12 protein-coding genes are annotated in these 15,574 nt (G+C 58.0%); 7 read left to right on the top strand and 5 right to left on the bottom strand.

Features of this window, described 5'->3' with window-relative positions; genetic code table 11:
- The first annotated feature begins 46 nt into the window (after positions 1-46).
- The 5 genes from AAF555_08805 to AAF555_08785 all read left to right on the top strand — a co-directional run bounded on the left by AAF555_08805 (position 47) and on the right by AAF555_08785 (position 6,803).
- Entirely contained in the window at positions 47-589 is a 543-nt protein-coding gene (locus AAF555_08805; protein MEM6911671.1) for a protein-tyrosine phosphatase family protein, read from the top strand.
- A gap of 19 nt (positions 590-608) precedes the next feature.
- On the top strand, positions 609-1,970 hold the full coding sequence (locus AAF555_08800) for a DUF58 domain-containing protein (GenBank protein MEM6911670.1): 1,362 nt from the start codon (positions 609-611) through the stop codon (positions 1,968-1,970).
- 8 nt (positions 1,971-1,978) lie between these two features.
- Positions 1,979-4,033, top strand: coding sequence for a transglutaminase domain-containing protein (locus AAF555_08795; GenBank protein ID MEM6911669.1), 2,055 nt, complete (start codon positions 1,979-1,981; stop codon positions 4,031-4,033).
- Between the two features lie 347 nt (positions 4,034-4,380).
- Complete coding sequence (locus AAF555_08790) at positions 4,381-5,877, top strand: glycosyltransferase family 39 protein (GenBank protein MEM6911668.1); 1,497 nt, start codon at positions 4,381-4,383, stop codon at positions 5,875-5,877.
- On the top strand, positions 5,874-6,803 hold the full coding sequence (locus tag AAF555_08785) for a glycosyltransferase family 9 protein (GenBank protein MEM6911667.1): 930 nt from the start codon (positions 5,874-5,876) through the stop codon (positions 6,801-6,803). The genes AAF555_08790 and AAF555_08785 overlap by 4 nt, the downstream gene beginning before the upstream one ends.
- On the opposite strand, the gene AAF555_08780 is transcribed toward AAF555_08785, so the two are convergent.
- Together AAF555_08780 and AAF555_08775 are read right to left on the bottom strand one after the other, a co-directional pair.
- On the bottom strand, positions 6,800-7,804 hold the full coding sequence (locus tag AAF555_08780) for a glycosyltransferase family 4 protein (GenBank protein ID MEM6911666.1): 1,005 nt from the start codon (positions 7,802-7,804) through the stop codon (positions 6,800-6,802). The genes AAF555_08785 and AAF555_08780 overlap by 4 nt on opposite strands.
- On the bottom strand, positions 7,801-8,682 hold the full coding sequence (locus AAF555_08775) for a glycosyltransferase family 2 protein (GenBank protein ID MEM6911665.1): 882 nt from the start codon (positions 8,680-8,682) through the stop codon (positions 7,801-7,803). Before AAF555_08775 ends, AAF555_08780 begins: the two co-directional genes overlap by 4 nt.
- Positions 8,683-9,142: 460 nt before the next feature.
- On the opposite strand from AAF555_08775, the gene AAF555_08770 reads away from it, so the two are divergent.
- On the top strand, positions 9,143-9,784 hold the full coding sequence (locus AAF555_08770) for a sulfotransferase (GenBank protein MEM6911664.1): 642 nt from the start codon (positions 9,143-9,145) through the stop codon (positions 9,782-9,784).
- 100 nt (positions 9,785-9,884) lie between these two features.
- Entirely contained in the window at positions 9,885-10,583 is a 699-nt protein-coding gene (locus AAF555_08765) for a sulfotransferase (protein ID MEM6911663.1), read from the top strand.
- Between the two features lie 96 nt (positions 10,584-10,679).
- On the opposite strand, the gene AAF555_08760 is transcribed toward AAF555_08765, so the two are convergent.
- The 3 genes from AAF555_08760 to AAF555_08750 form a co-directional block, all read right to left on the bottom strand.
- Positions 10,680-11,897 carry a glycosyltransferase gene (locus AAF555_08760; protein ID MEM6911662.1) on the bottom strand — a complete coding sequence of 406 codons (1,218 nt, stop codon included), beginning with the start codon at positions 11,895-11,897 and terminating at the stop codon, positions 10,680-10,682.
- A 257-nt stretch (positions 11,898-12,154) separates the two neighbouring features.
- On the bottom strand, positions 12,155-13,057 hold the full coding sequence (locus AAF555_08755; protein MEM6911661.1) for a class I SAM-dependent methyltransferase: 903 nt from the start codon (positions 13,055-13,057) through the stop codon (positions 12,155-12,157).
- Positions 13,058-13,221: 164 nt separating this feature from the next.
- Positions 13,222-14,064, bottom strand: a complete 843-nt coding sequence (locus tag AAF555_08750) for a sulfotransferase domain-containing protein (GenBank protein ID MEM6911660.1) — start codon at positions 14,062-14,064, stop codon at positions 13,222-13,224.
- Positions 14,065-15,574: the final 1,510 nt, after the last annotated feature.

Here is a 15,574-nt window from a genome sequence, read left to right as displayed (position 1 = left end):
TTTTGGGGAGCGCCACACAGGGCGTAAAGCGCCGCTTGGCTTGGTCATGACACCGGTAGAATTCTATCAAGTGGAGCCATGGCCGCTCTTTGCCGGAGAGTATCCCGGGCATTGGGGGGACACGGCATCTCGCGAGCGACTTTACGGCTTGGTCAAGGAGCAGGGCGTGCGCACCTTCATTGACCTGACTCATCCCGACGATGGTCTCCTGCCCTATGAGCCTTTGCTGTCCGAGTTGGGAGAACGTCTCGGGCTGGAACTGCATCGCTACGCCCACCCCATCACCGATCAAGACGTGCCCTCTCCCAGCGAGATGACAGCCGTCCTCGATCGGCTCCACCAGGAATTTCAGGAACGCCGACCCGCTTACGTTCACTGTTGGGGAGGAATCGGTCGCACGGGAACGGTGGTGGGCTGTTGGCTGCGCGAGTTTGGGCTGGAGGCCGAGCCGGCTCTGGCCCGCTTGCAGGAACTCTTCTCCACTCTGCCCAAGTCCCGGGTCCATCCCACCAGCCCGCAGACCCCGGTCCAGTTCGCCTTCATCCAGGAGTGGTCCTCCTCGCGAACGAAAGCCGCCCCCGCCCCTTGAGTCCTCCTGAGAAATCTCCATGGCCCACTCGCTCGAACGCCGATTTCACGAGACGCTTTTCCGGATCTACCAGAGAAGCTACCGGCAGCACCAGCGGATCCGGCAAAGCCTGACCCCGGCCGGTTGGTGCTTTTTGGCGGCCTTAGGGCTGTGCGGCTTGGTCGGGGTCGATACCGGGCGGACGACCGCCTACCAGGTCTTCGCGCTGCTTTTCTCCATCATGAGTTTCACCGTGCTCTCCCTGCTGCGAACGCGGGGTCGGGTGCGGGTCGAGCGGACCATTCCTGGGAGCGTGAGTGCGGGCGAACGCTTGCGTTACCGGCTGGTGCTCCATAATCTCGGGGAACGTCCTCTCCAGAGCTTGTTGGTGCAAGAGAGAGTCCATGCGCCGGAGCCCTCTTTGGAGGAGTTTCTTAGGCGACGAGAACCGCAGGAACATCGCCGCAACCCCTTCGACCGCCTCTTCCTTTACTACCGCTGGCGCTGGCATCTGCGGAGGCGCCTGCCCGCCCACTTGCCAGAGATCCCGGTCTCGGAAGTCCCGGCGCTCGGCTCCCAGCAAGTCGCCATGCACTTGGACGCGACCCACCGTGGCATTCTCCGACTGGAAGGCGTGGAAGTCTGGGCCACCGACCCGCTCGGCCTCTTCAAGGCCAAGCTACGCAGCGAATCCCGCCCAGACAGCCTGCTGGTCCTGCCACGTCGCCACGCTCTCCGCCTCTCCCTCCAGGGGGCGAGACCGCGGGAACATTCTGGAGGAAACAGTTTGGCCGGGCAGCGCGGTCGCTCGGACGAATATGCTTACCTCCGGGACTACCAGCCCGGCGATTCGCTGCGGCGCATTCACTGGAAGAGCTGGGCCCGGCATGGCCACCCCGTGGTCAAGGAGTTCGAGCAAGCCTTCTTCCCCAAGCGCGCACTCGTCCTCGATACCTTCCTGGGAGCGCACCAAGAGGGCGTCTTGGAAGCCGGAGTCTCGGTGGCGGCCTCAGTGGCCGCCTCCCTGGACCGTCAAGATGCCTTGCTCGATAGCTTATTCGTGGGCGAGCAGCTTCATCGCTTCGCCACTGGCACCGGCACCCCGGAAATCCGCAAGCTGCTCGAACTGCTGAGCGGGGTCGAAGCGGCGCTGGAAGACAACCGGGAGGACTTGACCCGCCAAGTGGAGCGCCACCTGCGCAGCCTCGAATCCTGTGTTCTGGTGCTCTTGCACTGGAGCGATCTGGAAGAAACCCTGGTGGCCCGGCTTCGCCGCGAAGGCATTGATGTGAGCGTCTTCCACGTGGGCACCAGCCGAGAGGGCTTGCCAACCGCTCCCTGGATGCGGCCTCTCTTGGCCGAAGAGGTCCTGCGCCAAACCCGCCAAGCTCTCGCCGCCTGAACCCCGCCATGGCTCTCCGCTTCCAGCACGAACCGCATCCCTACAACCCGCCTCCCGGTCTCTTGGGTTTTGCCCTCCTCTTTTGGGGCTCCCTCACGGGCCTGCTGCCCATCGCGATCCTCGCGGCCCTCTTGCTGGAAGCGCGCTGGTTGGTGCCCCATCGCTGGGACTTCCAAGCCCCGCACTTTGCCAGGGCTTGGACCTTGTCCGTGCTGGGGCTGGGCATCGCGCTCTACCTGCTCTGGGCGGACCAAAACGTCCTCTACATCGCGACCGCCATTCTCATTTGGACCCCCATCGTCTTCCTCCCTATGGCCTTGGTGTCCCTCTACGCCCGCGACCCGGCCGTGCCCCTGCACGCCTTCTCCTACTTCGCACGCAAGGCTTGGGAAAGCGAGCAAGCCACCGGCGGGCATGGCAAGCCCAGCTGTTTTTTCCTGGCCTACCCCTACCTCGCGCTCCCGCTGATCGGCGCGGCCGCGCTCAACCTGGATAGCCCTGGCTACCTGCAAGGAGCGGCTCTCATCGTCTTCTGGGCTTTGCTCAGCAATCCCTTCCGACAACGCCGGGCTCGCCTCTGGATCGCTGGAATTTTCGCCCTTTCCTTCTTCAGCGGCGGCGCCATCGCCCAAGGTCTCCGCAGCTTGCAAATCGCCATCGAAGAAGCGCGCATCAACGCCATGAACTCCCGCTACCATCGCGATGTCGATAGCCGGAGTTCCCGCATCGGAGACATCGCCGATCGCAAGCTGTCCTCCCTCATCCGCTGGCGCCTCCAGCCCGGCCCGGGCGTCCTCCCTCCGGACTTGCTCATGGAAAGCGCCTACAACCAATTTCATCGGCGCCTCTGGACGAACCAAAATTACCACCAATTCTCGAACTCCCTCCACAAGATCCGGCCCAGCCTCCTTTACTGGTCGATCCCGGCAGTCCACCCCCCGGAGGAAGAAATCGAAGGCCCCTTCACCCTGCTCGGCTCCTCGAACCGCGGCGGCCACACCATCTTGCCCCTGCCCTACCAAACCCTGGGCGTGGATGGCCTGGCCTCGAACGAAGTCGTCCGCAACGAGCTGGGAGCCGTTCGCACGGACCCCAGCACGCCCATCCTGGAACTCGAAGTTTGGCAGCACGAGAACGCCAATCGACTCGCACCGGTCAACAACATGGACCGGCAAGCCCCCGTGCACCAGGAATACGCCCAGCTCTTCCGAACCACCGCCGAGGAACTGGGGCTGGCCAGCCTGCCGAGCGCTGCCGCCAAAGTGCGTGCCGTGCGCGAACACTTTCTCGGCTTCCGCTACAGCCTGGAGATTGCAGAAGGACCCAGTTTTCTCGATACCCTGAAGCGCTTTCTGGTAGAAGACCGGACCGGCCATTGCGAACTCTTCGCCACCTCGACCGCGCTGCTCTTGCGCCAAGCGGGGGTGCCCACCCGCTACGTCACCGGCTACGCCGTGCAGGAATACCACGAGGGGCGCGAGGAGTATGTCTTGCGTGGCATTCATCGGCACGCCTGGGTCCTGGCCTGGGTGGAAAACACCTGGCAAGTCGTGGACACCACCCCAGCCGCTTGGTTCGAAAGCGACCGCGCCGGCGTGCCGCCTTTTCAGTTTGTGATCGACGCCCTCCAGCGCTGGCACTTCGGATTTGAGCAATGGAGGCGAGGCGAGCGGGACACCCAATGGATCAATCTCATCGCGCTCGTCCTTCTCCTCTCCACCCTCACACTCATCACCGTGCGGCTCTGGCGCTCCCGCCTCCGCCAGCAGCCCGCACCAGCAGACTCCTTCGAGCTGGCCCGGCAAGGCTTAGACTCGGCGCTCTTCGGCCTCGTGAGCCAACTGGAGAAACAGACCCGCGCCCGCGCCCCGGGCGAAACCTTGGGCGCCTGGTGGGAGGCCATCCGTCCCAGCCTCCCCGAGGGTGCCCCGGACCTCCAGCCCCTGCTGCACGCTCACTATCGCCTCCGCTTCGACCCCCAACTTCGCCAGATGGAGCGACTCTCCCGAGACCTCGCGCGCCAAGCCAAGCAATGGACCCAGCTCCTGCCAGACCCAGCCTAATACCAAGCTGGAGAATTGGCTGGTAGAATGGCCGAGTGGATTTCGGGCCAGACCAAGGCGCGACGAGGGCGCGGTGCAGACACCGTAACCGAGGAGCAACGCAGGGCTGGCTCGAAAGACTCCGGCTCTTCCTTCCCCGCGCTTCAGCGCCTCTTCCACACACCTCCTCCCCTCCATTCTACCAGTGAATTCTGGAGGTTGGTATCAGAAGCCCGCCCTCAAAAAGCCGGAAGCGAGCCCAGCAGGGGCCCACGAATTGAATCCGTTTGCTCCCCTCCCACTCCTCCGCTTGATTGCTCGCCCTAATGACCCGCTGGACGAGACGCTTGGGCGAAACGGAATGGTCCGTGAAACAAGTCGTCTGGCTCGCGCTTGGCCTGCTCCTGTTTCGGTCCCTCTTCTTGGCGCTCTCCCCGCTCGAACTTTCCGGCGACGAATCCTACTACTGGGACTGGGGTCGGCAGCTGGACTGGGGCTACTACAGCAAACCGCCCCTGATCGCCTGGCTGATGGGAGCCGTCAGTCAGCTCTTAGGCAGCACAACCTGGGGCGTGCGGATGGGCTCGGCTCTCTTGGGATCGGCCTCGCTGCTGGTCTACTTCGGACTGGCTCGCTCGCTCTTCGGAGGGAAAATCGCCACCGCTGGGCTCCTGGCCATCGCCGTTCTCCCAGGAGCCACCGCCGCCTCCATCTTGCTCACGATCGACGCCCCCTTGCTCTTCTTCTGGGGCCTGGGCTTGTGGGCCTTTTGGGAATCACTCCAGGCCCAGGGCGCGCCCAAGTGGGGCTGGCGGGGACTACTGGGCGTGGCCATGGGGCTCGGTTTGCTGACCAAACAGATGATGATGGCGCTGCCTCTCTTGGGGATGGTTTACTTGGCGATCTCACCGGAACACCGACGCGAATTCCGCAGCCCCTCCCTCTGGCTCGCCCTCCTCCTCGGCGGCCTCCTCTACCTACCCAATCTCCTCTGGAACCAAGCCAACGGCTGGATCATGGCCCAGCACACCAGCGAGCACTTCCGCGGCAGCGGCTTCGATTTCTATACCTTCCTCAAACGCCTGGGCGACTTCCTTGGCGGACAAGCTGGCCTGCTCTCGCCCATCTTCTGGGTCCTCGCCCTCTGGATGGGGGTGGACACCTTGCGAAATCGCGATCTGCTCCGGCAAAACCCTGCCTTCCGCTTTGCTTGGCTGGCCTCGGTGCTGCCCGTGCTCGCGATTGCCCTCCTGCTCTTCCAACGCCGCATCAATGCCAATTGGCCCGCCGTCTTCTACGCCACCCTGGCACTCACGCTCACGGCCTGGGTCCTTCTGCGCGGGAAAAAGGGCCCGCTGCGCTGGTTTCGCCGAGGCTGGTGGGTGGCGCTGGGGCTCACTCTCGGGGTCCACATCGCCGTGCTGGCCCTAGAAATCCTCCCGGCAGACCAACGACCCAAGCCCGTCCAGCGTGTCAGCGGTTGGCAGGAATTGGCAGCCCAGGTGGAAAGCCGGCGGCGAGAACTCAATCCTGAAGGCGACGCCCTCCTCATCACCTTCGGCCACCGCTACCGCGCGAGCCAACTGGCTTTTTATCTCCCAGACCAGCCACGAGTCTATCGCTGGCCCGATCGCGGCATAGAATCGCAATATGAAATCTGGGGCGGCCCGGATCTCCCGCACGAAGGGGAAGTCCTCTTCCTCTACCCCACCGATGCCGAAGGTGTCCCGCCCTCGCTCGCCACCCACGTCGAGGAAATCCTCGGCCAGCGCAGCCACGAATGCCCCACCTGCGCCATCCCCAGCTTCACCTTGGTTCATGCACGTGGCCTGCGTGAATGGCCCCAGACCTCCGCACACGAATGAGAAACGCCATCGTCAGTTACAAGCAACTCGGCGACGTCCTCCTCCTGGAGCCCCTCAGTCGTTTGTTGGCCGCACGCGCCGGAGGAGAGCCCACCGCCATGCTGGTACGTCCCGCCTTCGCGCCGCTCATCGAGCTGATGCCAAAAGCGGAAATGCCGACCCAAGCCTGGGAAAAATACAACCTCCTCCTCGCCACCCACGAGGGCACCAAAGCCTGGAAACGCGCCCTCTTTTCTCGAGCGCACCAAAAAAGACTCCTCCTTTCCCAGAAGGTCTACCAAAAATGGTGGCATCGCCTGGCCTTCGGAGAAATCACCTACCGTTACATCGATGGCGCCTACTGGGCCCGCTACTTTTGGGAGGCCTTGGCCAAAACTGGCGAGCCAGAATTCTCCCCGCCCCGGCTACAAACACCGGCCGCCGACTGGCTGCCAAAGGACTTGCCCGAAAGATACCTCGTCTGCCATCCGACCGCCGCCTGGAGCTCGAAATACTGGACAGTCCGCGGCTGGCAACTTCTGCTGAAAGAGCTGGAACGGACCTTTTCCTTGCCGCTTGTTTTGACCGCGGGGGCCGCCGCTGAGGAGCTGGCTTTTTGTCGAACCTTGCAGGAGGCGCTCCCCTTTCCCGTCCAAAATCTGGCTGGTTCCCTCAGTCTCTCGGCCTACCTAGCTACGCTCTCCCGGGCCCAAGCCATCCTGGCCATCGACGGGTCGGCCGCCCACCTAGCCGATGCTTTTTCGGTCCCCGCCTTCAAGCTCTTTGGCAACACCTCGGAAAGCGAATGGCATTGGCCGAACCCGCGTTCCCAAGTCGTCACGACAGGAGAAGGACCACCCTTGAAGCGCCCCCCTGCGAAAGACCTCCAAGCAGACAAAGTCCTGCAAGCCGCTCAAGAATGGGCCCAGCTCGTAGTGGGAAGCTAGTGAGAAAAATCAATCGCTTGCGACCAAATATCCACTAGCCTCCGACCGATCACTTCCAAGCTGTGGTCACGCTCCACGAGTCGTCGCCCGGCCTGCCCCATCTCCACTCTGCGCGCCTCATTTTCGCGCAAGCCAAGGAGGGCCGTCTCCCAGCTCTGCCCCCTCTCCTTGGAAACTTCCACCGCTGACTCCGCGCCTAGAAAGCCCCGGCCTCCTTCGAGAAGTTGTCCCACCACTGGGACGCCGCCGGCGAGCGACTGGAGCGCTTTGATAGGCGATTTTCCCCGATCATAATCGCTCCCCTCGAGCGGGAGGAGACTCACATCTAAGCCCGACACAAAAGCTGGTTCGTGACCGCTTTCAAAAGGAGTGAAATGAAACGGAAAATCAAGGGCGGGCTTCTGGCCACAAAAGACCCGCAAGTCGATCGAACCCGCCTGCACCAGCTGGCGCAAAGGATCCGCTAAGGATTCGAGCAAGCGCAAATTGTGAGGCGAGCCGTTCCAACCCACCTGGAGAGGCCGGGGGCCGACGGAGGAAGCCTGCGCGCGAGGGACCCAAACTTGGGTATCGATCGCCATCGGCACCACGGTCGCAGCCAAGCCTTGGGCCTGCACCCGCGCGGCCAGGTAATCGTTGGCACAGGTCACCAAATCCGCGAAGCGCCACCAGGCATGCAGACGTTGTCTCACTTTCCAGCGGGTGATCCAAGAGTAGGCCCGTCCTGGCCGGGTCCATAAGGCGTCGTCGAAATCGAAAAGCACCGGGCACCCGAGGCGGTTGAATTCGGGAAACCAGGCGGGCGAGCCCAGCCATTTTTGATTCACAAAGAGGTCAATGCCCTCCAAGCGGCGCAATAAGTCTGGCTCTTGGATCAGGTCGGTCGCCAGGACACAGGTCACCTCGACCCCCTCCTTTCGGAGCCAGGGCTCAAACTGCCCGAAGCGGAACCGGTAGCTCGGCGTCTGCCGCTCTCCGTAAGCCAAGACCACGACCCTCATCCTCCGAAATGCTCCAAACAGAGCTGCTGGCCTGAAAAGCTGGCTCGGAGATAGCCCACTCTCGGGAGCGGATCCTCCCGTCCGAGTGGAATTGATTTCCCACTGCCGAAGCCCTCGTGGAAGGCCTCGACAGCCGGGCGCCGACAGAATTTCCAGAGCTTAGCCCGGCCTTTCACTGTCCACGAAGTAGCTTTCTTCAAATTGGCCAGAGCCAAGCGCATCTCGCGACAATACTCGCCCCGTGCCAGATCACTGCGATTTGCCTCGTGCCGCCGAAAGCCAGCCAAGACCGCCTTCACATGCACAAGCGGCTCTTTTTGAAAGAATCGCGTCCACAACTCGCCATCGACTGCCAGAGACAGGGACTCATCCAGCCGACCCCCGCAGGCCTCCCACAAATCCCGCCGCCAAAAAGTCGACTCTTGCTGGATGCTAAAAGCCCTTCCTTCCAGGAAATCGTGCAAATTGAAGGGCGAAGCCAGACGGGGCTCCAAGGTCTCTCCAGCCGTGACATCGCTGGGAATTCCCGTGATCCACCGAATCCTCGGCTCTTCTCGGAAAGTTCTCGCCACCGTTTCGAGAGCGTTTGGGGCCAAGAGATCATCGGCATTTAGCCAAGCAAAGATCTCGCCCGTGGCTCGCGCAAAACCCTTATTCAAGGCCTCCGCGTGCCCCGAATCTGGCTCACTCACCCAGTAGGCCAATCGATCGCGGCGAGCGCGAATCGTCTCGACAGAGCCATCCCGGCTCGCCCCATCGATCACGATGTATTCCAGATTCTCGTAACGCTGAGCCAATACCGAATCCATAGCCCGAGCCAGGAAGGGCTGGCCCTCTCGGACAGCCGTCACCAAGCTAATTCGGGGAAAAGACTTCACAGTTGCTCCTCGCTGGAACACAGCAGGGTCCCCGTCAACTCAGAGAGATGAAAACTCGCCGAGAGAAACCGACTCCGGCCCCCTCAGACAGCCGGAATGAGCCCGTCCTCTTATACCAAGCTGCCGGATAAAGTGGTAGAACGGCCGCGTGAATTTCGGATCAGACCAAGGCACGACGAGGGCGTGGTGCGGGCACCACCACCGAGGAGCAACGCCGGACTGATGCGAAAGACACCGGCCCTCTCTCCTCTGCGCGTCAGCGCCTTTCCCACACTCCTTCTAAACTACCGTTCTACCAGTTTATCCGGTCGGTTGGTATCAGCAAGGGCCTCTCCTCTTTGTGCGCCGAATTCGAATGCTTGACAGAGTTTGGGTAAGCGATTCAAACGAAGGGATGGAGGAAAGAGTGAAAATCGTAAACCCGTGTTTCCCGCGGTCAGGCCACCGTTTTTTGCGGGGCATGTGCAAAAACTATTTCGGAGAAAAAATGGTGCTGGCTTACGCCTCTGATGGCAAGAACACTCGCGGCCTGCCCCAAGGCAATTACCTCAAGGATCACGACTTTGGAGTCGCCAAAGGGAATCCTGGCATTCCTTTTAAAAAAGGCCCCCATTACATCGTGCAATACCGCCACCCCTTGGAGTCAATTGCCTCGCTTTACGAGTTCCGTCTTTTCCACGGCCACGACCAAGACTCCCGAGAAGACTGGAATCACTTTTTGGAGAGGAATGTGGCATTCTGGAAACGGTTTATCGAAAAGTGGTGCTTGAGAGATCTTTCCCACACGGGAATCCAGCTCCTGAGAATCGCTTATCGTGACCTTTGCGATGACCCGCTTGGCACCCTGAGTCGAGTAGTCGAGTTCGCACCGCTTGACGGTCTCCCAGTCGATCCTGCGCGGCTCCAAGCGGCGGTCGAAAAAAGCTCGGGTAATTTCGCTCGCTATGTCCAAGACCAAAAAGAGGGGATCAAAACCCAGACTCAACGGCGGCAGCTACGAGACTTCCGTTATTTTTCTGATCGATTTCCGGAAATCGAGCGCGAACTCCAGTCAGACTACTTAGGCCCCCTTCAAATTGATTCCCTCTTCGACCCCTCATGAGAGGGGATTCAGCCGAAAAAGTCCCAAGAGTTTTTTAACGTGCTCTCCACGGCAAAAGAGCACGAGCGATCGAAAATCCTACCCTATTGCCAACAGCCAAATGCAACCTGAAATAAAAATTATCAATCCCTGTTTCCCGCGCTCTGGGCACCGTTTTCTGCGGGTCATGTGCAAGAGCTACTTCGGAGAAAAAATGCTTTCTTGCTCGGCTTCCAACCGCTTCAACAAAGACATGAATCTGGTGAACTATCTAAAAGATCACGACTTTGGGCTTGCCCGGGGAAACTCTGGAATTTCTTTGGAAAAAGAAAATCGATACATCGTGCAATACCGGCACCCAATTGAATCGATTGTTTCTCATTACGAAATGCGGCTCTTCCATGGCTATGACAATGACACAGAACAAAGCTGGAAACGTTTCTTGGATTCCAGTCTGAATTTTTGGAAGCGATTTGTCGAAAAGTGGTGTCTGCGAGACCTTTCCCCAATGGGATTGAGAGTCCTACGCATCCCTTACAGCGAACTTTGTGATGATCCTTTATCTGTTCTCAGGCGGGTGGTTGAGTTCGCGCCACTTGACGGAAAAGATCCAGATTCGGAACGGCTACAAGCTGCTTATGACAAGAACACTGGGAGCTTCGCACGCTATGTCGAACACCATAACGAGGGAAAGAAAAACCTCACAAAAAGGCGTGACGTTAGGGACTTCAAATATTATTCTGAAGACTTTGCACTCCTTGAAGAAACGCTCCACTCTAGCTACTTGGGACCTCTTAAGATCAATACCTTATTCACCTAAAGCTAAGCTACCGGAGAAACTGGCAGAGTGAAGGGAGTAGGGCCTCAGCGTGCGTCTTTCTCCTGATTCACCATGGAAGCCACCTTGGCTCCGATGCTACTCTTCCAAAACTCGTTTTTTGGCGGAACATCCAAACAATTGTGGGAATCCCTCATTCAGTTTGAGCCACGACTTTGATTGCTCACGTCGCTCACGCTTTTCCCGACGGAGCCGCCAAGCCTCAGGCCATAACATCCAACAAAACTTCCATTTTCGCCGGATATGCAGAAGCCGCCCCTCTACCTGGAGTAATTTCTCGCGTCTTCCAGAATTTTCCCACAAAGCGTCCGAGATCATTTTTTTTTCGTCGCCAGACCAGCGAGCAAGCTGCTCCTTCCATTCCTGACAAAGACCACTGTAAAAGCGGACTTCGTCCTGCGGGGTCAGAGGGGAGTAGCCAGCTTCTGGAAGTTGGAAAGAGGCCACCCGATTCGGACTCACGACCAATCTGATCTTGGTCGCGCAGCGAATGGCCCAACCCACGTCGCCAATGTGTCCGAATTCTTCCGGGAAGAGGTGCTCCTTAAGAAAACCCGTTCGAAACAGATTGCTAGCGCAACTTCCAGAATAGGAATTGAGGTAGGTTTCGATGCAAAAATGAGACGTGTAGACAGCCAGTTCGCCTGAGGAAAGGAGTTGCGGTCGTGTGAGCGAAAGCCACTCGGAAATTTTTTCCGGAGGCCATATAGGAACCTGCAACCCACCCTCCGCCGCATCCGCATTTCTCTCCATTCGTGGCGGAGAGACCACACAATCCGCTTGATTCTCATCGACCGCTCTCAGCAGATGAAGAAGCCCCATCCCGGTGATGAGATCCCCAATTGTCGAAAAATAAAGCCAAGGGGCCACACACTGCTTTATCCCATAGTTCCAAGCTTGGTAGAGTCCCGGAGGTCGGCGGTGGACCTGCAATTTCTCAGGAGGAAGGAGTCGCTCGGCCCACGCGATGGTTTCATCTTCCGATTCGCTATCCACCAGATGGATTTCAGAAACAAACTCGGCCCAATCTCCCATGGCCCGGACATGGGCCTCCATTTCTTGGCCGCAGTTCCGCGTAGGGAGAACGCAGCTTATGAGAGGCTCGGATCTACGTAAGCAATACCAACCAATGTCCACCAGCGCCTCCCATTGCTCCTCCCGCGTTCCCGGAAATAGACCTCGGGATTTCGAGCAACTACCGGCCGGAGGCTGAGTCGACCGGAAAAAACTAGCCAAGGAAGCTTCGACCAAGGAAGTGGTCTTGCGGCAATCCTCCAAAAGGACAACCTGGACCATCCGGGGGCTTTCATAAAATCGGTCGAAAACCTTTTCGGCTTCGCCATCCTCGAGAAAGTCGGCCCCCTCCAGTAGTATCACCAGGCAGCTAGTGGGTTGGCCGCGGAAAAGGGATGCGACATCCGAAATCCCGCAAGCCGCCATCAGCTCCTCGCAAGAAGCTGTTCGATCGTGGGAAAAATTCCAAAAATCGGGCATCGTCGTGACGGGGGACAGTTCCCTAGCAAAGGAAGCGGTTCAGCGCCAGAACCTTCTTCCTACCCGGGCTTGCGATAATACTGCCAGGTCCCCTTGGCTCGGCTTCGTTTCCAGGGCGTCCTGAGGTTTCGATTGAACTGCCGTCCACCGTCAAAAAGCGCCATGGACGCATAGGAAAGAGAAAGAGGCAGGTGAAACCGCTCTTGCCCCACCCGACGTCCCAGCGCGACCATGCTCTGCTCGTCAAAAAGATTGAGGTGCATGAGGGGCGCGATGGAGGCGAAAGCCTCGTGGAAGGCTGAGGGCGCAATTTGGCCCAGCTCCAAGGCTCTCATCTTCCTCCAGATTTGGCGGTCGCCTGGCGTGGACAGCTTCATGACTCCCCCAGGTTTCAGGGCGCGCACCATTTCTTGCAGATGGGCCACTGGATCTTGAAAGTGTTCCACCACTTGATCGGCGTTCACGAAATCGAAAGCCGACTCCGGGAACTGCTCCGGCCTCAAAAAGCGCACCCCGTAGCGCTCCGAAAAGGCCACCGAACGAGGGTCCTGATCAAAACCAAAAACCTCGCAGCCAAAAGCCGTCGCCATTCTCGCCCACTCCCCCAATCCCATTCCATAATCGAGCACCTTCGGCCGAATCTCGGGGAACAGAAGACGCACAATCATGGCGTCTTCCGCCTTGTGAGCAAAGTGCTGAACCGGGCGGAACTTCTCCAAGTCGCCCGACTCGGAAAATCGTGTGTAGACCCATTCCGCCTCAGGCTCCTCCCAAGCCACCACCTGGTAGACCAAGCCACAAGACTGGCATCGGATCACGGTGAATTCGCGATTCGCCAGCGCTTTGGAGGCCTTTGGATGGAGCTCGTCTCGCAGGCACTTATGGGTGAAGGGAACGCTCCCTAACACCTCTGACGACTCATTGGCGCAATCACAAACCGGACAACATCGACGCTCAAACATTCCGTGACGCTCGGCTTGGGTCCCTCCGGCGCAAGGTCCATTTTAGCTTGGGCCAGGCTGCCCCAAAAATTGCAGGAATGGCAGAGGGAAAAGCCCGAACACGGCGCCATCATGCCGCCACCACCAGAAGGCCACCTCGACGGAGATCACGGAAAACCTCTGACTCACTGTGCATAGCGGAAAGACCGCAAAACACCGGACAGTGTCTCATTCACCTTCGATAAGGTGGCCTCGTCGAAGTGCTCTAAATACTGGCGGGTCTTGCCACTCCGCTGGTGGCGCCCAGCGTCCACCACCTCGGGCGGCCGCGACTGCGAGCGAAGCTCTTCCAAGGCCGCCGGGTCAATTCTCACAAACCGCTTTAGCCCTTTCGCAAACACCTCCCAATCATCCACCATGTCTTCATAACGCAGAAGCAGGCTGTTTTTCGAAGCTTTTAGCAACTGACTTGCCACCTCGAATTTGAAGCGGAGCCGTTCTGAAAACTTCTCTGCGTATTCGGCCATCCCTTGCTCAGCGATTGTCTGCCGATGTTTTTGTTGGGTCTGAGCAATCTCGGCAACTGGACTCTCTCCATGCGAGTCAAGAAAGGAAAAATAGGAAGAAATGATGATGTCTCGCGGATCGCGCACAAAAAAAATGCAGCGCCTTCTTCGAACGAATTCAATCGTGGCCGTGTCCCTGACCAACCAATGAAATTCGGGGACGTGGGAAGCGACGACCCCTTTCGGTGGAACCAAAGAAAGCCTCAAGGGACCATAAATGCCCCCCCGTTTAGCAAACTCAATTTCTGTTTGCCGTTTCAAATTCCCTTCATAAATCTCCTGGGCATAATCGATGTGCTCCAGACCCTGAAACTGCTTCAGGACGAAATTGGAAAAAAGCGTGCTCGCGCTTTTGTGGAAGGTATAAAAGAATACTGATTTCGGCCTGCGCTTTTCCAAAAACCAATCTTGGATTGGGTTTGAGGCAATTTTCTTGGAGGCGGTTGGTGGGGTAGCCGTCATTGTGGGACTGAACCCCTAAACTATCACCGACCAAGCTGCAAAATAAATCGGAAGAATGCCTAAGTGACTTTTGGTGCAGACTGAGGCCGGGCTGCCAACTGCTGAACCCCTTCTCGTACTATCTTTCCGAGAGGAAAGAACTTTCTCTCAAGAATCGCCGACGTGTCCTCAGCTGAAACCTAGCAGACTTCGACGCCTCTTTATAGGTCACTCCGGTAACCGTTTCCATCAAATCGACTGTTTCTGGGCTCAAAAATTGTCTGATTCTCACGTTTCGACTTCTTTCGTAAGTGTGGTCTCCACCTCGATTGATGGCTGCCAAAAATTTGGAAAATCTCCTCGAGGCCTTGGTAAGTTGTTCCTTGGTCGGGACCAAGCCGATGCGATAAGCCGCCAGCTGGAGCTGCTTCCAATGGAATGGCTGCTTCCTCTGGTATTCCAAGAAAAGAATCCTCTCTGGGTTCAATTGCGCTGCTGTCAGGGCAAGGGACACATGTGCCTCCCATTGACTTAAAAACCTTGGAAAGAAACTATCGATGTCAACGCCTTCCACGGCCTTCCGACCTTTCGCTTTAAGGTGGTTGTAGTAGGAATAAAGGCAGTTATCAGGTCTTCGAAATAAATAAATTACGAATCCCTCGGATCGTTGCCAAGGTTGAACAAGATTATGTGACTTAAAAAGAGGCCTGATTATCTCTGTCGCCCTCTCTGGAGATCTGCGAGATCCAAGATAAGCATTTGGTATCAACTGTCCCACGGGAAGACATCTCGTGGGTCGGGAGGCTCGATCTGCCTCAAACTCGATTTGCTGCGAGTAAAGTGCGGCAGGGTCTTTTCCTAACTGCTGATTTACTAAATCTGCCAAGAGTAACATAAGCCAGCGAGAACCTGATCGCGGAAAACAAACCAGAAAATTATCAGGATTTTTTATTTGATCCAAGAACACCTCTGGCAAGGGCATAAACTCCTCTTCTGTATTGCGACGTAAAGTTGTTTCTCGAGAGCGGCTCACTTTGCAGCGGACGGGCTAAAGGGGATAAATACCAGGACAAAGGCGGTTGCAAAAGAACCTAGCCCATCCTGTTGTGATCAAAAGAGCGCCAATATCCCGAGCGACCCGAAACCGACAAGCCTTTTTTTGCGATCCTAGGTAGCGTCCCCCTGAAGAACTGGATAAGCGACGGCACAACTCGTTGGAAGGCTTCAGTAAGGCAGCTCAGAAACTTCGTCCAGGAGCTCACGGATCGAGGCGTGTCATTTTTTTACTGTTTTCCTGCTATCATTCGAAGTCATGTGACCGGGTCATTTGAATTCAACGCCCAGGCCCGACTGATCGAAGGGTCTTTCGGTGATCTTGATGTGTCCTCTTTAGGAAACGCTGATTTAATCCCTTCTTGAGTGGGAGGATAGATTGAGAGTGGGAGAAGGGGGTGGTAGAGAAGAGGAATGGAAAAGCAGCTGAGTTTTGCGCAAGCCGAGTATGAAGGGAAGAAGCGTGTAACGCGGAGGG

It is taken from the genome of Verrucomicrobiota bacterium (genome assembly GCA_039027815.1).
GTDB lineage: Bacteria > Verrucomicrobiota > Verrucomicrobiia > Verrucomicrobiales > JBCCJK01 > JBCCJK01.
This window is presented reverse-complemented; position numbering and strand designations above follow the sequence as displayed.

Coding starts and splice junctions, on each gene's coding strand:
- AAF555_08805 (MEM6911671.1), top strand. CDS start 47: ATGACACCGGTAGAATTCTATCAAGTGGAGCCATGGCCGCTCTTTGCC.
- AAF555_08800 (MEM6911670.1), top strand. CDS start 609: ATGGCCCACTCGCTCGAACGCCGATTTCACGAGACGCTTTTCCGGATC.
- AAF555_08795 (MEM6911669.1), top strand. CDS start 1,979: ATGGCTCTCCGCTTCCAGCACGAACCGCATCCCTACAACCCGCCTCCC.
- AAF555_08785 (MEM6911667.1), top strand. CDS start 5,874: ATGAGAAACGCCATCGTCAGTTACAAGCAACTCGGCGACGTCCTCCTC.
- AAF555_08780 (MEM6911666.1), bottom strand. CDS start 7,804: ATGAGGGTCGTGGTCTTGGCTTACGGAGAGCGGCAGACGCCGAGCTAC.
- AAF555_08770 (MEM6911664.1), top strand. CDS start 9,143: ATGTGCAAAAACTATTTCGGAGAAAAAATGGTGCTGGCTTACGCCTCT.
- AAF555_08765 (MEM6911663.1), top strand. CDS start 9,885: ATGCAACCTGAAATAAAAATTATCAATCCCTGTTTCCCGCGCTCTGGG.
- AAF555_08760 (MEM6911662.1), bottom strand. CDS start 11,897: ATGGTCCAGGTTGTCCTTTTGGAGGATTGCCGCAAGACCACTTCCTTG.
- AAF555_08755 (MEM6911661.1), bottom strand. CDS start 13,057: ATGTTTGAGCGTCGATGTTGTCCGGTTTGTGATTGCGCCAATGAGTCG.
- AAF555_08750 (MEM6911660.1), bottom strand. CDS start 14,064: ATGACGGCTACCCCACCAACCGCCTCCAAGAAAATTGCCTCAAACCCA.